At 65.8% G+C, this 18,050-nt stretch carries 13 protein-coding genes; all 13 read right to left on the bottom strand.

Translation table 11 applies throughout. The features are described from left to right. Window positions 1-31 precede the first annotated feature (31 nt). Window positions 32-697, bottom strand: coding sequence for an SRPBCC family protein (locus CH281_RS12405; protein ID WP_094694394.1), 666 nt, complete (start codon window positions 695-697; stop codon window positions 32-34). Further along, window positions 694-3,174 carry an aerobic carbon-monoxide dehydrogenase large subunit gene (cutA, locus tag CH281_RS12410; RefSeq protein WP_094694396.1) on the bottom strand — a complete coding sequence of 827 codons (2,481 nt, stop codon included), beginning with the start codon at window positions 3,172-3,174 and terminating at the stop codon, window positions 694-696. Before cutA ends, CH281_RS12405 begins: the two co-directional genes overlap by 4 nt. Further along, window positions 3,171-3,809: a (2Fe-2S)-binding protein gene (locus tag CH281_RS12415; protein WP_027497753.1), complete on the bottom strand. Its 639-nt coding sequence runs from the start codon at window positions 3,807-3,809 to the stop codon at window positions 3,171-3,173. The genes cutA and CH281_RS12415 overlap by 4 nt, the downstream gene beginning before the upstream one ends. Beyond that, on the bottom strand, window positions 3,809-4,723 hold the full coding sequence (locus CH281_RS12420) for an FAD binding domain-containing protein (RefSeq protein WP_094694399.1): 915 nt from the start codon (window positions 4,721-4,723) through the stop codon (window positions 3,809-3,811). The genes CH281_RS12415 and CH281_RS12420 overlap by 1 nt, the downstream gene beginning before the upstream one ends. A gap of 80 nt (window positions 4,724-4,803) precedes the next feature. Further along, on the bottom strand, window positions 4,804-6,264 hold the full coding sequence (locus tag CH281_RS12425; protein ID WP_045840797.1) for a uracil-xanthine permease family protein: 1,461 nt from the start codon (window positions 6,262-6,264) through the stop codon (window positions 4,804-4,806). A gap of 129 nt (window positions 6,265-6,393) precedes the next feature. Further along, complete coding sequence (locus CH281_RS12430) at window positions 6,394-7,998, bottom strand: helix-turn-helix domain-containing protein (RefSeq protein ID WP_256983497.1); 1,605 nt, start codon at window positions 7,996-7,998, stop codon at window positions 6,394-6,396. A 56-nt stretch (window positions 7,999-8,054) separates the two neighbouring features. Beyond that, on the bottom strand, window positions 8,055-9,197 hold the full coding sequence (locus tag CH281_RS12435; protein WP_094694403.1) for an XdhC family protein: 1,143 nt from the start codon (window positions 9,195-9,197) through the stop codon (window positions 8,055-8,057). Window positions 9,198-9,338: 141 nt separating this feature from the next. Beyond that, window positions 9,339-10,715, bottom strand: coding sequence for an amidase (locus CH281_RS12440; protein ID WP_094694404.1), 1,377 nt, complete (start codon window positions 10,713-10,715; stop codon window positions 9,339-9,341). A 21-nt stretch (window positions 10,716-10,736) separates the two neighbouring features. Then, window positions 10,737-12,455, bottom strand: coding sequence for a PucR family transcriptional regulator (locus CH281_RS12445; protein ID WP_094694406.1), 1,719 nt, complete (start codon window positions 12,453-12,455; stop codon window positions 10,737-10,739). Between the two features lie 42 nt (window positions 12,456-12,497). Next, window positions 12,498-13,946, bottom strand: coding sequence for an amidase (locus tag CH281_RS12450; protein ID WP_032384967.1), 1,449 nt, complete (start codon window positions 13,944-13,946; stop codon window positions 12,498-12,500). 105 nt (window positions 13,947-14,051) lie between these two features. Continuing rightward, complete coding sequence (locus tag CH281_RS12455; protein ID WP_094694440.1) at window positions 14,052-15,158, bottom strand: ring-opening amidohydrolase; 1,107 nt, start codon at window positions 15,156-15,158, stop codon at window positions 14,052-14,054. A gap of 78 nt (window positions 15,159-15,236) precedes the next feature. Next, on the bottom strand, window positions 15,237-16,817 hold the full coding sequence (locus tag CH281_RS12460; RefSeq protein ID WP_094694408.1) for a carboxyl transferase domain-containing protein: 1,581 nt from the start codon (window positions 16,815-16,817) through the stop codon (window positions 15,237-15,239). Further along, entirely contained in the window at window positions 16,814-17,986 is a 1,173-nt protein-coding gene (locus CH281_RS12465; RefSeq protein ID WP_032364454.1) for a CaiB/BaiF CoA transferase family protein, read from the bottom strand. The genes CH281_RS12460 and CH281_RS12465 overlap by 4 nt, the downstream gene beginning before the upstream one ends. Window positions 17,987-18,050 lie beyond the last annotated feature (64 nt).

The raw sequence follows: 18,050 nt of genomic DNA on the forward strand, positions 1-18,050 counted from the left end.
CGGCCTTGTCGTGAGCCGAGACGGTGCAGGGTTACCGGTTACAGGACGAGCGAGTGAGCAGTCCGCCCAACACGACTCCGGCCAGTGCGAAGCCGGCACCGGCTGCGGCGGCCAGCAGGGTGCTGCGGACGGACTGCGCGGCAACGGGTGCACCGGCACCGACAGCGCGTCCGGCAGCGGCGACGGGCAGGGCGGTGGGGCCTGCACCGGTGTCGGTAGCGGCTATCTCCGCGGGAGCAGCAGCGGCGTCCGGCACTCCGTTGGCGATGACGCCGTCGAGGCCGTTGAAGAACACCCCGGCCATCTTCTTGGCGACACCGGTGATCATGCGCTGACCGACCCCGCCGACCATTCCGCCGACCACAGCGTCGGCGTCGTAGCTGAGCATCGTGCCGCCGCCCTCGGTGGGCTCGAGCTTGATGGTGACGTCGGCGCGCACCGTGCCCGGTGCGCCGGCACCGGAGGCGGTCATGACGAACGACTCGGGCCGGTTCTGTTGCGAGAGCACCACTTCACCGTCGTAGGTGCCCTTGATGGCCGCGACACCTGCGGTGATCGAGAGCTTGTAGTGATCGTCGCTCAACTGCTCGAGCGATTGCACTCCGGGGATGGTCGCGGCCAGGACTCGGCCGTCCTGCATGCTGTCGTAGACCTCGGCGGGCGGTGCGGCCAGCGTTGCGGTTCCTGCGATTCTCATGAAATCTCCTCGGTTGGCTGGACGACCGCGTGGGTCAGCCGCAGCTCGTACAGGTCGGACGGTGAAATGGGCATCGAGGTGATCGAAAAGCCCTCGGCGTCTTCGACGGCGGCCGCGATCACGGCGCTGGTGGGGATGACGCCTGCTTCGCCGGCACCCTTCATGCCCAACGGATTGAGCCCGGACGGGGTGACGGTGTGGTCCATCTCGATTGTCTCGGGAACCTCGGTGACGAACGGCATGAGGAAATCCATGAACGAGGCGTTCAGCAGCTGCCCGTGCTCGTCGTAGGCGATCTTCTCGTACAACGCGCCGCCGATTCCCTGGGCGACACCGCCGTGAATCTGACCCTCGACGATCCGAGGGTTGATGACGTTGCCGCAGTCGTGGACCACCGCATACCGCTCGACGTGGATCTCGGCCGTCACCGGATCGGTCTCCACGATCGCCGCGTGGATACCCGACGCGAACGTCGAGCGCGGGGGAGAGTAGTAACCGGTGGCTTCCAGGCCCGGCTGTTCGCCCTCCGGCACCGGCGGGATCGTCATGTCGGTGTCCATCTTGGCGAACCCGGTGGCCTGCCTCGACTCCTTGTCGAAGGCATAGCGCAGCGGATTGGACAGTACGGCAACAACACCGAGGGAGATGGATGTGCCTTCTGCTCCGGGTTCGGTGCCGATCTTGCAGACGTAGCCGCCGCGCAGTTCCAGCTCGACGGGGTCGAGATCGAGGGCACGACCGGCGATGACCTTCGCTTTCTCGGCGACCATCTGCGCGGCCACGTGGAACGCCGAACCGGACATCACCGCACCGCGGGAGGCGAATGTGCCGACGGCATAACCGAATCGACGAGTGTCGCCGGTGGTGATCTCGACGTCGGCGATGGAGACACCCAGGTCATCGGCGACGATCTGCGCGAACGTCGTCTGATGGCCCTGGCCCTGCGTCGTCAACCCCGTTGCGCCCTTGATCTTTCCCGAGTTCTCGATGAGCACGTGCGCGCCCTCGTACGGCCCGGGGCCGGTGCCCTCGACGTAGGCACCGACACCGATACCGACGGTGCGGCCCTGCGCGGCTGCCTGCTTCTTGTATTCGGGGAATCCGTCCCAGTCGATCAGGGCCTTGAGCTTGTCGATCCCGGCCTGGTAGTCGCCGGTGTCGTAGATCAACGGTCGACCGTCCTGGAACATCAAACCGAAGTCGTAGGGCATCTCCTCGGGCCTGATCAGGTTCTTCTCGCGTACCTCGAGTCGGTCCTTGCCGAGGTACTGGGCAATGGCGTCCATCGAGCGTTCCATCGCGAACACACCCTGCGGGCGGCCCGCTCCTCGATACGGAATGACGATGACGGTGTTGGTGTACAGCGAATAACCGTTGCAGCGGAACGAGACCGGCTTGTAGGGCCCGAGTACCTGCGTCGCGGTGTTGATCAGCACGATGATGCCGTAGGGCAGGTACGCACCGTTGTCGTGCCAGACGGTGAAGTCGAACGCCAGCAGCCGTCCCTCGTCATCGAAACCGAGGGTGACTTGTTGGACCTGTGCGCGTTCGTGGGCGCTCGAGATGAAGTGCTCGCGGCGGTCCTCGACCCACTTGACCTCGTTGGAGATGCCAGCGCGGCCGAGCTGCCGAGCTGCCCACGTCACCATCACCTCCTCCGGCCACGGGTGCATGATCTTCACGCCGAAGCCGCCACCGACATCCGGGGCGATGCAGTGAATCTTGTTCATCGCCATGCCGAGTCGCGCCGCGACGGCCGCGCGCACCGACGTGGAGGTCTGTGTCGACGACCAGAAGGTCAGCGTCTCCTCGTCACTGTCCCAGCGCGCGTAGACGCCTTTGCCCTCCATCGGCATCGCCGCCGAACGCTCGATGTTCAGGTCGAGGGTGATCCGGTGTGGTGCAGCGGCGAGTTCGGCGTCGATGTCTCCGAAACCGTGCTGCAGGTGCGCGGCCACGTTGTCCGGAACGTCGTCGTGTACTCGCCGCGCCGCGAAGCGCGCGGTGTCGATGCCGACCACGGGTTCGAGGATGTCGTAGCGGACGTCGATGACCGCGCAGGCATCTTCGGCCACGTAGCGGTTCGTTGCGATGACCATGACGATGGCCTCACCGACGTGATTGACCTCGTCCTTGGCGAGCGGGAATCCGTTTCTCGGAGCCACGATTGCCGGATGGGGGATCAGCAGCGGCAGCCCTTCGGCCATCTCGGCCGAGTCCGCTTCGAGATCGTCGTAGGTGTACACCGCGTGCACGCCCGGCATGGCCAGCGCGTCGTCGACATCGATGGCGGTGATGCGTGCATGTGCATGCGGGGAGCGCACGAAGGCAGCGATCAGTGCGCCGTGACCGAGATCGTCGAGATACTTGCCCTTGCCGCTGAGCAGCCGCTCGTCCTCCGACCGTGACAGCGGCTGGCCGAACAGGGGAGCGGTGTTGGTGGGAGTGTGCGGCGGTGCGGTGCGCGTGGTGCTCATGCTCGGCCCATCCGTCCGCCGACGGGACTGGTGGATCCGCGTACCTTGCGGTCGAGTGCGGCACGACTCGACTCGTCGTCGGGACCGAGCGGAAACTCGCCCGCCCGTTCGCGTTTGATCTCGGCGGCGCGCAGCACCGAAGCCTTGATGTTCTGATAGCCGGTACACCGACAGATGTTGCCGGCGATGGCCTCTGTGGCCTCCTCCTGCGTCGGCGAATCGTTCTCGTCGAGGAACGCGGCGATCGTCGTGACGAATCCCGGTGTGCAGAAACCGCACTGCAGACCGTGGCAGTCCTTGAAGGCCTGCTGCACGGGATGCAGAGTGCCGTCCGGCTCGACGAGGCCCTCGACCGTGGTGACGGTCTGCCCCTCGAGGCTCGCGGCGAGCATCAGGCAGGCGCGGACCGGCTTGCCGTCGAGGAGCACCGTGCACGCGCCGCACACGCCGTGCTCGCATCCCACGTGGGTGCCGGTCTGACGAAGGTCGTGGCGGATGGCGTCCGACGCGAGGGTGCGGGCCGGGACGACGATCGTCTGCTTGGTTGCGTTGAGGGTGAACGTCACCTGTACGTGTTGTTCACCGGTCTCCGCCATCAGATCGTCCAACTGCTGTTCGATATCTGTTGTCTTCATCAGTGGTTCACTCCGGAATCGGCGTGCTGCGGGTGAGTGGACATCGACGACGCGCCGTCGACTGCGGCGGCCATCACCACCCGTGCGGTCAGTGCTGCGACGAGTTGGGATCGGTATGCCGCGGTGGCATGAATATCGGACTCGGTCTCGACGCGTCGACGTGCGTCCTCCGACAACGCGTTCCACTTCGGATCACGTGCGTCGGACACGGCGGCCCCACCGATGACGTCGGTGTAGTCGACGACCTCGCCGAATTCTCCGGCGGACACATAGGTGACGTGCGCGGTGCGTACTGCGTTGTCGGCAACGGTGACGCGGGCCGCGACTCCGACGAGCGCGTAGTCACCGTGTCGGCGGGCAACCTCGTCGATGGCCGTGCCCTCGCCGGACTTGGCGGCGGGAACCGTTGCGGCGATCGCGATCTCGTCGGTTTCGAGCGAGGACTCCAGCGGCCCGAGGAACAGATCTTTCACCGCGATCTCTCGGCGGCCGCGGACGGACTGCACCGTGACCGAACCGTCGAGCAACCGTATGACGGCAGGCATCTCCGCCGACGGGTCGGCATGCACGATGGATCCAACGGTGGTCCCACGGTTCCGGATGGTCGCGTGGGCCACCAACTGCAGTGCCCGTCCGAGCAACGGCTGCGTCTGAGCGGCAGCCCGGTTCGACGCGAGCGACGCGTGCGTGGCCAGGGCCGCGAACGTGACGCCCGACTGGGTCGACCCGGTGATGTCGTCGAGACCGTCGATACCGGTGATGTCGATCAGGTTCCCGGGAGCGGCCAGGCGCATCGACAGCATCGGAATGAGGGACTGACCGCCGGCCAGCACCTTGCCGTCGACCTCGGCCAGGATGCGGCACGCCTCCTCGATCGACCGCGGCCGATGGTATTTCAATGGAGAAGGTTTCATATCCCGATCCTGCCTGCCTGTGCCTGTAAGTGTTTCGTCAAGAGGTGACAAACGTCACGCCCCAGTGTTGCAATCGCTCGTTACCGCAACGGCTTCAGGGTGTCGACCTCGCCGGCAACCCCGTCTCCGTCGCTGCCGTCGGAACGTGCTGTGGTAGAGGAGGATCGATGCCGAGGCGACGCGTCGACCGGTGTCTTCATGTGGGCCGGGGCAATGCGAGCGCACAGGTGGTAGAGCCCGATAACGACGATCGTGCCGAGGGAGATACCGCTCAACGAGAACGAATCGCTGAAGACGAGCGAGGTGTCGCCGATCGCGATGATCAGACCCGCGGCAACCGGCATCATGTTGAGCGGGTTGCCGAAGTCGACACCGTTCTCGCGCCAGATCTTGGCACCCAGCAGGCCGATCATGCCGTAGAGGACGACGGTGATACCGCCGAGTACGCCGCCGGGAGTGGCCGAGATCAGCGCGCCGAACTTCGGCGAGAATCCGAGGATCATCGCGATGATTCCGGCCGCCGTGTATGCCGCCGTCGAATAGACCTTGGTCGCCGCCATGACGCCGATGTTCTCGGCGTAGGTCGTCGTCGGTGAACCACCGACCGAGCTGGCCATGACCGTCGCGATACCGTCGGCAGCGAGTGCCCGGCCCATCATCGGGTCGAGATCGTCACCGGTCATTTCCGCGACAGCCTTGACGTGCCCTGCATTTTCGGCGATCAGAGCGATGACACCGGGGAGGACGAGAACGATGAAGGCGAGGCTGAACGACGGTGCGTGAATGCCGACGATGCCGTTGGCCTCGTCGCTGAACGGCGGGAGCCCGAACCACTGCGACGCCTCGACACCCGACCAGTTGACGCGGAAGTGCTCGGTGACCTCGCCGGCCGTGGCGTCGTAGGACGTGATGGGCCCGGATACGAGGTCGAGGATCCAGGACAGCGCGTACCCGAACACCAGCGACAGCAGAATCGCGATCCGACCGAGGAACCCGCGCAACGCCACGCTCATGACGATGAGCACGAACATCACTGCGAGAGCGACCCATTGGTCCTGCGGCCAGTAGGTGCTGGCTACGACGGGCGCGAGATTGAAGCCGATCAACATGACCACCGCACCGGTGACGACCGGGGGTAGCACCCGCACCACGACGCCGCCGCCCATGAAATGGATGGCGAGTCCGGCCAGTGCGAGGACGAGACCTGATACCAGGATGGCCCCGGTGACCTCGGCCGACGTTCCACCCTGCGCTCGGATGGCCGCGACACCGCCGACGAACACCGCGGACGTGCCGAGGTAGCTGGGGATGCGGCCCTTGACCATGAGCAGGAAGAAGATGGTGCAGAAGCCCGACATCAGAATGGCGAGTTGAGGATTGAGCCCCATGATGATGGGGAAGACGAACGTGGCCCCGAACATCGACACCACATGTTGGCCGCCGAGACTGATGGTGCGGCCCCAGTTCAACCGTTCGTTCGGCGCGACGACGTCACCCGGTCGAACATTCTTTCCGTCTCCGTGAATCTTCCAGATAGGCATGTCGAGCCTTTCTCCAACGTACCGAACCGGGGTGGTTCGTGGGATGGGTAAAGCATTGTCCTGCAACGTTACTGACGCATTTCCAAATCGCTACGAGCGCAATCTGCCAAGCGCTCGATGGCGGGTCCGTCACATGTGGTGGTCGGTTCCGCGCATGGCCATGATTTTCAGCGCAAGGGAAAGATCCAGGCGTAAATCGGCGCGATCGGTGAAGGGGCCCAGTATCTTTTCGAGTTTCGTTATTCGGTATCGCAAGGTGTTGTAGTGAAAGTGCAGTGCCCGAGCGGTTTCGGCGATGTTGATGTTGGTGGCCAGCAACGTCTCCAGCGTTCTGCGCATGTCGCGTGCCTCGTCGTCGTGCCCGGCGAGGTCGTGCAGGGTTTCCCGGGTGAACGATTCGAGCTCGTCGACGTTGTCCACCAGGCTCAGTAGTCGGAACACGCCGAGTTCGTCGAACGTGGTGACGGCCCAGTCCCCGGATACCTGCCGGCCGACCTTCAACGCGGTACGCGCCTGGCCGTATCTGCTGGGAATGTCGGACACCGTGGCGCACGGACGCGAGATCCCGACCGTGAACGGTTGTCGACCCCCGCCGCCGTCTCCGTGTACTCGTTCGACGATTTCGTGCACGTCCGCGACCGTCGTGGGACGTTCGCCCATGATGATGACGGTTTCGGTGCCGAGGGCGGCGATGGCGGCCTGCGGATCTCGTTGTGCCAGAGCACCTGCGAAAGCCGACATCTGCCGATCGACGAGTGGCCTGCGGCCGGGCGTCGGTTCGTCGTCGAGGTGTGGGATCGGTTCGATCGCGACGATCACCACCGGCCTGCCGAGATTCCAGCCGAAGCGTCGTGCATGCGCCACCGCGTGTGCGTGCTCGCCGCCTCGGCCCAGGAGAAGATCGCGCAGAAAATTCGATCGGTGTTTCTCCTCGACTGCCGACAGCGCGAGATCGCGAGTGACGACCATCGCCAACACGCCTGCGGCCGCGTCGGCAGTGTGCAGGTCCGATTCCGTCAGAGGGCGACGTGAGGAGAACATGACGATGCGTCCATGGTCGATTCCGTTGGCAGTGATGGCGCATACCGCGATCGAATTGCTCTGTTGCGAACGGAGACCGAGGCCGCCGTCGACGGAGTCGGTGCGCAGTCTTCCGGTGGGATCGAGGGCGGTGCTGGCGCGGAGGGCACACAGTTCGACGTCACTGCCCGCCGAGGCAAGTTCGCGTCCGTCAACCGTGGTGATCGACACCGCCACATCGCATTCGACCGAGGTTGCGAATGCCAGTTGTGCCACCCCGCCGCCGGCGAGCGTGATGTCGGTCAATGCCCGGCGCAGACGTTCGGACCGAAACATCGCTCGTGCCTGCGTCTTTGCGTTGTCGCGTAGGCCCGCGGTGAGATCGTGCCCGGGGTCGAGTTCGCCGCAGACCTGAACCAGCGGCAGGCCCAGTGTCTCGGCACTCACGCCGACGCAGTCCGGAACGGCGATGTCGTCGTCCACCCGCACCAGAATCCCGGCAACGCCGAGGGAATGCGCTCGGGACAGCAGCGCTGCCGTCGGCTCCGTCAGGTGCGTGAGGGCCTCGCTCGTCGTGGACAACAGGTCACCCGGCCGAATCCAGAACCGAATGCCGGCGGGGTCGTCGACATGATTGATTCTGCGTACCGGCCGGCCGAGGCCGGCGCGACCGGCGAGCAACGTGGCGTGCGCCAGCAGGTTCGAGCCCAGCACGGTCTCGACGGTATGGGGTACCTCCGTGGTGGGCGAGCGTCGCTCGTCGTGCAGTGTCAGCACCTGACGGCCGATCGAACGGGTGATGTCGCGTCGATCTCGACAGCGGCATCGCGGTGGATCGGCCCACTGAGACTTCGCAATTCGAGCCCGGTCGTCTGCCGTGAGACCTTGAGGATCTCGGCCACGATGGAGATCGCCGTTTCCGGTGGAGTGGAAGCACCGAGATCCAGCCCGATGGGGGAGTGCAGCCGCGCCAGCTCGCTGTCGGTCACCCCGCGCTCGCCGAGCAATTCCACCCGGCGGCGGTGGGTGGACCGACTGCCCAGCGCGCCCACGTAGGCGGCACCACTGCGCAGCGCAACCTCGAGCAACGGAATGTCGAACTTCTCGTCGTGGGTGAGAACGGTGATGACGGTGCGCTCGTCCACCGGCGCAGTAGCGAGGAACGTGTGCGGCCACGCCACCACGACGTCGTGCGCGTCGGGGAATCGGGCTCGGGTGGCGAACACCGGGCGGGCGTCGACGACGGTGACGGCGAAGCCGGCGAACGTGCCCAGGCGGCACATCGCGGCGGCGAAATCGATGGCACCGAATACGTACATCCGGGGCGGTGGTCCGAACAACTCGACCAGGACGGACCGCGCGCCGTCGTCGGCGATGCGAATGTCCAAGCCGGACTCGCCGCGGTGCAGTCGGTCGAGAACGGCGAGACTCACGCTCGAACCGTCGGACTCGATGTCGGTGAGACCGTCGGAATCGACGGTTGCCTCCGTTCCCAGAACCGCCAGCCGCGTCGGGGCCCCGGTGGTGAGGTCGGTGAGCACGGCCACCGGCTCGCCGCTCGAGACCAGACGAGCGACGTCTTCGAGTACCGCGCACGCGTCGCTGTCGATGAGACGAACGAACACCTCGATGGTGCCGCCGCAGGTGAGGCCGACGCCGATCGCGTCGTCGTCCGCTACCCGGTAGGTCTCGCTCCTGGCCATGCCGTCGGTGAGGACGTCGTTCGCCAGCTCGTACAGGGCACCTTCGATGCAGCCGCCGGAAACGCTGCCGACGACCTGACCGGACGCGGCGACCGCCATGGCCGCACCCGCAGGGCGCGGTGACGACTGCCACGTACGTACCACCGTGGCCAGGGCGAACGGCTCACGTTCGCGCAGCCACGGGGCCACGTCGTCGAGAATGTCGCGCATGCCGCCGCCTTTCGACCGGATGAGTGATGCCCATCACGCTAGTTGCTGGCGCGGGCCGACCATGAAACACATTTCGACCAAATCGACAGCGGGTCGTTGTAAGAACCTGCCGTCGCGGTACGGATGGACGGACCGCGCGGGCTACGTCAGAGCGGCGGCGACGGCAAGAGCGTGATGCTCGTGCCACGGCTTGGCGATGATCTGCACCCCGATCGGCAGACCGCTACTGGAGGTGGCAACGGGAATCACCACCGAGGGCACCCCGAGGATGCTGATCGCTCGGCTGCTCGCCAACGCCTGCGACCAGGACAGAGATGCACCCTCGACCTCGAAGCTCGTCTCACCGAGAGGAGGGGCGAGGATCGATGCAACGGGAAGTATCAGGACGTCGCCCATCGTGGACACCAGCTGGTGCTGCATCTCGGCGCGTCGAGCCCACAGTGCCTCGACGTCTGCGGCCGTGGTGGTTCCGACGGCAGCAAGGATGGCCCGGATGTTGGCGCTGAACTCGGCGGGGCCGTATTGCTCGATGTCCGTTTGGGTTTCGCAGGCCCGCATCTGTGTGAACAGCTCATGAGCGCCGTGTAGTGCGGTGCCCTCGTACGGCGTCACCGATCCGACGAACGGCTCTGTGCGCAGAGCTGCGGCCTCGACGGCAGCGCGGATCTCCGCATCGACCGGAATCGTGCCTTCACCTGTCGCCCAATGGATATCGAGCTCGCGGAGGTCCACGGTCGCAGGGTCGGTCCAGGTGTACTGCGGCTGCGACAGCACGCGCAGCACCAGGCTCACGTCGTCGAGCGTGCGGGCCATAGGTCCGATGGTCTGCACGGTGCCGTGCATGGTCGCCGGGTTCGTTAGCACTCGGCTGTCGCTCATGACACCGGGATACTGCCCCTCGGAGTCGATTCGGCCCGGTGTCGGCCTGATAGAGCACAGACCGGTGCAGTGCGCGGGCCACCGCACCGAGCCACCGAAATCGGTGCCCAGTCCCACCACGCTCATGCCCGACGCGATGGCCGCCGACTCACCGCCACTGCTCCCGCCTGGTGACAGCTTCGTGTCGGCGGGGGAGAGCGGGTTGACGGTGTAGCCGAACAGGTCGTTGTGCGTGAGTCCGCTGGCACCGAACTCGGGTGTGTTGGTCTTACCGATCAGGACTGCGCCCTGGGCGCGCATCCGAGCAACGGCGGGAGCGTCGACGCGAGGGACATTGTCCGCGAGCGCATGTGAACCCGCCGTGGTGCGAACTCCGGCGGTGGCGATCAGGTCCTTGACCGTGAACGGCACTCCGGCGAGGTCGCCGACCCGCTCGCCGCGGGCGATGCGGGCATCGATTCCGTCGGCTGCCAGCAGTGCCGATTCGGCAGCGACGGTGACGATCGCATTGAGTTCGGTGTTGATTCGGCCGATGTGTTCGAGGTGCTGCTCGGTCACCTCGCGCGCGGACACGGTGCCGGCGCGCACTGCTGCCGCGAGTGCGACGGCATCGGTTCCGATCGAATTGCCCTCAGGCACTGGGTGTCTCCTCGGGTGGTGTCACAGCCCCTTCATCTCCGCGACCCGCAGCGCCAGCGCTACATCCAGGCGCAGAATCGGATCGGTGGTGAACGGGCCGACGATGGACTCCAGCTTGCCGATGCGGTAGCGGAGTGTGTTGTAGTGGAAATGCAAGACGCGGGCGGTCTCTGCCACGTTGCAGTTGGTGTCCAGCAGCGCCTGCAACGTCTGGCGCAGGTCGACGGCATCGGCGTCGTCGCCCGCGAGTGAGCCCAACACCTCGGTTGCGAAGGCCTGCAGCTCGGCTCCGTCGGTGACCAGTGACAGCAGTCGATGCACACCGAGGCCGTCGAAATGCGCTACCGATCCGTTTCCGCGCATACGGCGTCCTACGACGACTGCTTTGCGGGCTTGATCGTAGGCGCGCGGAATGTCGGCAACGGAGTCGATGACGCGGCTTACGCCCGCGCCGAACGAGTTTCGTCCGCCGCCCTTGTCTCCGGCGACGGAGGCGATCAGATCCTCGACGACGTCCCGTTCGGTGCCGGGTTCGGCCGGCATGAGCGTGACGACCTCGTTGCTGAACCCCACGACGGGAGCCCGTCGATCGCGCCGGCGAACCACCTGCTGCCATGCCGCGGTCAGCCGCTCCTGCGGCAGGCGGCCGGACACGGCCGGCTTCACCGAATTGCTCACGGCAACTTCGGCGATCTCGTCCAATTGGGCCACGATGACCACCATGCTTCGATCCACGTCCCAGTCGAGCTGGGTGCAGTACTCGATGATCTGTTCGGGGGATTCGGTTGCGCCGTTGAGGACGTCACGCAGAAAATCGCCCCGAAACTTGGACTCGACGGCAGAGACGGCAAGCTTCTTGATGACCGCCAACGCCACGACGGTGGCCGCGCGTTCGAGGGATTGCATCGTGACGGGACCGAGTCGTTCGGCGGCGGCCACAGCCACGATCAGTCCGTGGTCGGTGCCGCCCGCGATGATCGGTGCGACGGCAATGCGGTGCCCGCTGTCGCCCGGTACCGGTTGCAGGCCTTCGTGGAGCCGTTCGGTGAGCAGACGACCGGACGGGTCGAACAGGGGCATCTCTTCCAGGGCCGCAAGATCTGCGTCTGCTCCTGCTGTGGCCTGGACTCGACCGTCCGGAGTGCAGATGAGCACCGATGCCTCGAAGAGCGTGGCGACCTCGTCGGCGATCTGCGGTAGATCGCCGCCTTCGAGCACGATCGAGGTCAGTGCTCGATGCATGCGATCGGCGATATCCAACGCCCACGCCTGCCGGTCGACGAGGTGGGTGAACACCTCGGAGATGACCTCGTCGAAGCCGACATCTCGGCGAATGAGGAAGAGCGGCAGGCCGAGTCGATCTGCTGCCTCGATCATCGCAGCGGGCACGTCTCCGAAGTAGCGTCCTTTTTTGACTCCGAGCGCGGCCGCACCGCGTTCGGCAAGTCCTTCGACCAACTCCACCAGGGCACCGGCATCGAACGGGCGGCCCGAATCTGCATGCCGCAGTGGGAAACCCGTTGTCAACAGCAGTTCGTTCGGTTTCACCCACGGCAGGATGTCGGGAACTTCGATGACGTTGACGCGTCGAACCACATTCTCGAGTCCCTGCTCGCCCGCAACAAGAGTGGACCCGGAGAGGCTGGGGAGTGCAAGCAATTCTGCGACGGTGAGCGCGTAACTCGCCGACGCCGGGAAGTCTCGTACTCGTGGCCGAAGCGCACCGACCATGTCATCCATTGTTCAACAATACTGTGTAGGGCATGTCGCGACGGCGGGGGATCAGCCGACGTGCAGTGCCGGCGGGAGAACGCGCTCGACCCACCGCGAGGCCTGCTCGTAGGCATAGGCGAGCTGCAGAACCGCCCGGTCGGCACCGTGCCTGCCGATGATCTGAACACCCATCGGCAGACCGCGATCGTCGAACCCGACCGGGACGGCGGCGGCAGGAACACCGGTCATCGTCCAGGGCACCACCGTTTCCATCCACCGGTGATAGGTGTCCATGGGTCGACCCGCGATGGACTGCGGCCAATGTTGGTCCTTGTCGAACGGGAACACCTGAGCGGTGGGCGCGAGAACGAAGTCGTAGGTCTCGAACAATGTCGTCAGTGCGCTCTGCCAGTCGTTGCGAGCCTGCGCTGCCTTGGTGACATCGAGTGCGGTCAATGCGACGGCATGCTCCATCTCCCACAGCATTTCGGGCTTCATCAGCTCCCTCGTGCGCGGGTTCTCGTACAGATCGGCCATCCCGAGCTGCGCCCACCACCGCCACGTCAGGAACGAGTCCCAGATTTTCGCCGGGTCGTACGACGGCACGGTGCTCTCCACTGCGCAGCCGAGGTCCTCGAAGACGGTGAACGACGACTCGCACAGATCGAGGACACCGGGTTCGGTAGCCAGGTGACCGTTCCAGTCTCCGACCCACGCGATGCGGGCACCGCGGAAGCTGCGTTCGAGAGTGCGGGTGAAGATCTCCGGATCCTCGTCGATTCCGAGGGGCGCGTTGGCATCCGGGCCCGCCATCGTCGACAGCAGATGTGCGACATCGGTGACCGATCGGCCCATCGGTCCGGCGACAGCGCCCTGTGCGATGAAGCCCGGCTCGGGAATGCGTCCCCACGACGGGCGAAAACCGACCACATTGTTGAAGGCTGCGGGGTTGCGCAGCGATCCCATGTAGTCGGTGCCGTCGGCGACGGGCAGCATGCGTAGTGCCAAGGCTGCCGCCGCACCTCCGCTGCTTCCGCCTGCAGTGCGCGAGGTGTCGTAGGGCGAGACGGTGGTTCCGTACACCGGGTTGTACGTCTGAGATCCGAACCCGAATTCCGGTGTGTTGGTCTTGCCGATCACGATGGCACCGGCCGCTTTCACGCGGGCGACGAACAGATCGTCCGCGTCGGCGATGCGATCGGCGAAGATCGGTGACCCCGATGTGAACGGTAGCCCTCGGGCTGCCGACAGATCCTTCACCGCATGGGGAAATCCGTGCATCCACCCGAGATACTGCCCGTCCGAGAGCTGCCGATCCCGCTCGCGTGCCTCGGCCAGCAGCTCGTCGCGATCACGCAGGGCGACAATGGCATTGACCGTCGGATTGTGTGCCTCGATGTGGTCGAGGTACGCCGTCATGGTCTCGACGCACGAGACCTCGCGGCGCTTGATCTTGCCGCTGAGCTCGACCGCGTCGGACATCAGAAGTTCGGCAGCGGGTCCGACGGTGGTTGCCATGGTGGTTCCTTCGTTCGAGAGAGACGCAGAAGCAGGGAGGGCCGGACGCCGCGCGAACCCGAGAATGTCGGGTTCGCGCGGCGCTGTTCGATATCGAAACCGGCGCTATCCGAGGTCGACGATCGCGGCGACGGGGCCGCCACCTTCGGGGCCCTGGTGCGCTGCCGAGACCGACACGAAGACCGCTGGGTCGCCGGTCACTGCCGCGGTGACGCCGCCGACGCACGCCTTGATCTGGCGGTGCCAATGGACGTCGGAATCGTCGAGCATGGCGTTGCGTCGTCCACGGACCGTACCGTCCTGGCTTGCTTCGCATTTGAGGAAGACGTTGACGAGCTTGCCGCCCAGATCCTTCGTGTGCGGCCGCTCGGGAAGTTCGAGACCGGCATCCTTGATCGCGTTCCAGATGCCGTCCTGATCGAGCGCGTCGTTCATCACGCTGTGTCCGATGCGGTACCGGCCGCCGATTCCGCGAGTGTTACCCACGACGACGATCTGCGCGCGGTCCAACTCGACGCCCGAGGAGCACGATGCCACCGAGGAGTACAGCTCACGACTGTGCATGACGTCCTCGTCGGTCGGCATATCGATCTCACCGAGTGCGACAGCGATACCGAGAGCGGTGCCGCCGTTGGACAGATCCATCGACTCGTGGGTCTGCTCGGTCCAGACGGTCTTGCCACGGCTCTTGGCGTCACGGATGGTGTGAATCGTCAGCAGCGGGGTCTTGGTCTGCACGTAGTGCACGTCTGCGGGATCGGTGATGCCTGCGTTGGCCATCGCATCCTCGACTGCCGCAGCCACTTTGGTGATCATCGCGGTGCGGCCGATGTCCTCGGGCATCAACTGCTCGCTCATCGCGACGCCGACCGTCAGGCGCGGCTCCTCGGTCTGCACTGCCTTGTCCGACGGTACGGTCGCGAAGATGGTGGCGTGGGGGCTGATGACTCCGTCGGTGCCACCGGACCAGACGATCGGAACCTCGCCGACGTCGTGTGCGCTGCGAGTTCCTTTCGCGGACAACACTTCGCGGAATGCTCGGTCGGCGATGATGCGGGTGTAGTCGTTGACTCCGCCGTTGCCTTCGGTCTTACCGATGACTGCAATGACCCGGTCGGCGTCGAGCACCCCGTCGTCGATGAGCTTCGCCAGCTCGCTGGCATCGGACACGTTGTGGAGCGGGACCTTGCGGACCTCGATTGCGTCGGGCACTGAAATCTCCTTCATCGGGATCTGTGGGTACTGCAGAGTCGGCCGGCGTTCGCGCGGCGGGGGCTCGCCCCACGAACGTTATCGACCGTTGGACCGGGGGTGCACTGGCAAGCTTTGCCCAATCAGCGCACTTTTTTGGTTATCGGACATCCCCAAGTAGCGGTAGCGCTGCAGCCTGGAGGTCGCCAGGGCGGCCGGGTCGGCGGCGAGGAGTACGGCCAACTCGTGTTCGAGCACGGTACCGAGGCGAGACAGGAACGCCGCAGGTTCGTCGGAGGCATCCGGCCGTTCGGCCACGATCCGGTCGATGACGCCGTTACGGAGCAGGTCCAGGCTGCGCACGCCCTGCTCCTCTGCCATCTCGGCTGCGCGGTCGGTGGTGTGGAACTTGATCGCCGATGCGCCCTCCGGCGGCAGTGGCGACAGCCAACCGTGCTGAGCACACAGCACCCTGTCGGCCGGGAGCAGTGCGAGTGCGCCGCCGCCGGCACCCTGGCCCAGCAGCAGGCAGATCGTCGGTGCCTTCAGTGTCGTGAGTTCGACCAAGCAGCGGGCGATCTCGCCCGCGAGGCCACCTTCTTCGGCCTCCTTGCTCAACGCGGCACCGGCAGTGTCGATCACAGTGACGAGGGGTAGTTGCAGCTCTTCCGCCAGCCGCATTCCGCGTCGCGCTTCCCGGAGGCCGGCGGGACCCAACGGCTGATCGGCAAAAGTGCGGTCCTGGCCGAGAAGTACACACGCCGAGGCCCCGAACTTGGCCAGGGCCAGAAACAATCCGGGCTCGATCTCACCGGCTCCGGTGCCCTGCAACGTCGTCACCGTGTTCGCGGCCGATCGCACGAGGTGGCGTACTCCCGGCCGTTCCGGCCGTCGAGAACGACGGATGGATTCCCAAGCAGGCACATCGTCGAGGTGCTCCAACGGGATGTTCGGAACCGGCGGAGGTGGCTCGTGTGGCGCACACAGGACGGCGAGCGCCGAAATGGCAACCTCACGGAGTTGCTCGGGAGGGACCACCGCGTCGACCAGGCCACGAGCGGCGAGGTTTTCGGCTGTCTGCACTCCCTCGGGAAACTTCTCCCCGTACAGCGCCTGGTACACGCGCGGACCGAGAAAGCCCAGGAGCGCACCCGGTTCGGCCGCAGTGACGTGGCCGAGTGAGCCCCACGAGGCAAGTGCTCCACCGGTCGTGGGATGACGAAGGTAGACGGCGTAGGCGAGACCCGCCGACTTGTGCGCAGCGATAGCCGCCGAGATCTTGACCATCTGCAAGAAGGCAACCGTGCCCTCCTGCATCCGTGTTCCGCCGGAGGTCGGCGAGGCCAGCAGCGGAAGCTGTTCTGCCGTCGCCTTTTCGACGGCCTGTACCAATCGTTCGGCGGCCGCCGTTCCGATGGAGCCTGCGAGAAACCCGAACTCGCACAGGACGAGTGCCACCCGGCGCCCTGCGAGGGTGGCTTCGCCGGTCAGCACCGACTCGTCGCAGCCGCTCGTTTCACGGGCCGCGGCCAGCTCGTCGAGATAGCCCTGATCCGCCGGTCCGTGCACCCCGATCGGGGGAAGCGGGTCGGTGTCCCACCGGACGAAACTGCCGGCGTCGACGACCATCTCGACGAGTTCGAGCGCGCCGAGCCGTGCCGGCGCGCCGGTGCGGGTCATGGCGTCGTCTCGAGCCAGGCGCGGATCGAGTCGCCGTGCTGGTCGAGGGTCGGCGGGGCTGCGTGCGTCGTGCGCATAGCGGCACCCTCGCAATCCTCGTCCATGCGCAGCGGTGGGCCGGGCAACGTGATGGTGCCCAGGGCCGAATGGTCGACGTCGATCATCAGTCCCTGCGACCGGGTCTGTTCCCAGGTGTAGACCTCGGCCAGATCACGGACACGTCCGGCCGGTATGCCCAGCTCGCCGAGTAGTCCGAGAAGCTTGTCGGTCGGCCAGTCCGCGAAAACGGCATCGACAGCGGCGATGACGGCCTCTCTGTCGTCAACCCGTTGGGGGTTGGTGGCCCACTCCGGACGGTCCAATCCGAATGCGGGAGCGAAGCGTTGCCACAGTCCCTCGCTGCCGACGGCAATCTGAACCAGCCCCTCGGACGAGTGGAACAGACCGTACGGGCAGATCGACGGGTGATGTCCGCCGGTGGGGCGGGGCACCTCGCCGGCGACGGTGTAGCGAGTGCCTTGAAATGCGTGCACCCCGACGATGGAGGCCAACAGGCTGGTTCGCACGACGCGGCCGCGTCCGGTGGTGTTGCGCTCGTGCAATGCGGCCACGACGCCGTATGCGCCGTTCATTCCGGCGAGCAGATCACCGATGGGAACGCCGACCCGAGTGGGTTCGTCCTTCGACGGCCCGGTCAGGGACATCAATCCTGCTTCGCCCTGAGCGATCTGGTCGTAACCGGGGCGCGTGCCTTCTGGCCCGTCGTGGCCGAAACCGGTGATCGACAGGATCACCAGACGGGGGTTCAGCTCGTGCAATGCCTCCATGCTGTAGCCGAGGCGAGCGAGAACGCCGGGGCGGAAGTTCTCGACGAGCACGTCGGCGCGGCGGATCAATGCGGTGAGCGTTTCTCGGCCGTCGACAGCTTTCAGGTCCAGTGCAATGGACTCCTTGTTGCGATTGCACGAGAGGAAATACGTCGAGTGTCGATCGCCCTCGTCGTCGGCGACGAAGGGCGGCCCCCAGCTTCGCGTGTCGTCACCGCCGCTGGGCGATTCGACCTTGATCACTCGCGCGCCGAGGTCCCCGAGCATCATCGCGGCATGGGGTCCGGCGAGTGCCCGCGACAGGTCGACGACCAGGCAGTCGGAGAGCGGTCCGACCGTCATCGGATTGCGTTCCGAGACAGGGGAGCGATGTCGGTGTCGAACTCGAATCGATCGTTGCGAAGCG

The sequence above is a fragment of the Rhodococcus sp. 06-221-2 genome, assembly GCF_002258365.1.
Classification (GTDB): domain Bacteria; phylum Actinomycetota; class Actinomycetes; order Mycobacteriales; family Mycobacteriaceae; genus Rhodococcoides; species Rhodococcoides fascians.

What these genes read in the sequence shown, in the direction of transcription:
- CH281_RS12435 (WP_094694403.1), bottom strand. Translation starts at nt 9,197, where the DNA reads ATGCGCGACATTCTCGACGACGTGGCCCCGTGGCTGCGCGAACGTGAG.
- cutA (WP_094694396.1), bottom strand. Translation starts at nt 3,174, where the DNA reads ATGAGCACCACGCGCACCGCACCGCCGCACACTCCCACCAACACCGCT.
- CH281_RS12405 (WP_094694394.1), bottom strand. Translation starts at nt 697, where the DNA reads ATGAGAATCGCAGGAACCGCAACGCTGGCCGCACCGCCCGCCGAGGTC.
- CH281_RS12420 (WP_094694399.1), bottom strand. Translation starts at nt 4,723, where the DNA reads ATGAAACCTTCTCCATTGAAATACCATCGGCCGCGGTCGATCGAGGAG.
- CH281_RS12415 (WP_027497753.1), bottom strand. Translation starts at nt 3,809, where the DNA reads ATGAAGACAACAGATATCGAACAGCAGTTGGACGATCTGATGGCGGAG.
- CH281_RS12460 (WP_094694408.1), bottom strand. Translation starts at nt 16,817, where the DNA reads ATGACCCGCACCGGCGCGCCGGCACGGCTCGGCGCGCTCGAACTCGTC.
- CH281_RS12445 (WP_094694406.1), bottom strand. Translation starts at nt 12,455, where the DNA reads ATGGATGACATGGTCGGTGCGCTTCGGCCACGAGTACGAGACTTCCCG.
- CH281_RS12425 (WP_045840797.1), bottom strand. Translation starts at nt 6,264, where the DNA reads ATGCCTATCTGGAAGATTCACGGAGACGGAAAGAATGTTCGACCGGGT.
- CH281_RS12465 (WP_032364454.1), bottom strand. Translation starts at nt 17,986, where the DNA reads ATGACGGTCGGACCGCTCTCCGACTGCCTGGTCGTCGACCTGTCGCGG.
- CH281_RS12450 (WP_032384967.1), bottom strand. Translation starts at nt 13,946, where the DNA reads ATGGCAACCACCGTCGGACCCGCTGCCGAACTTCTGATGTCCGACGCG.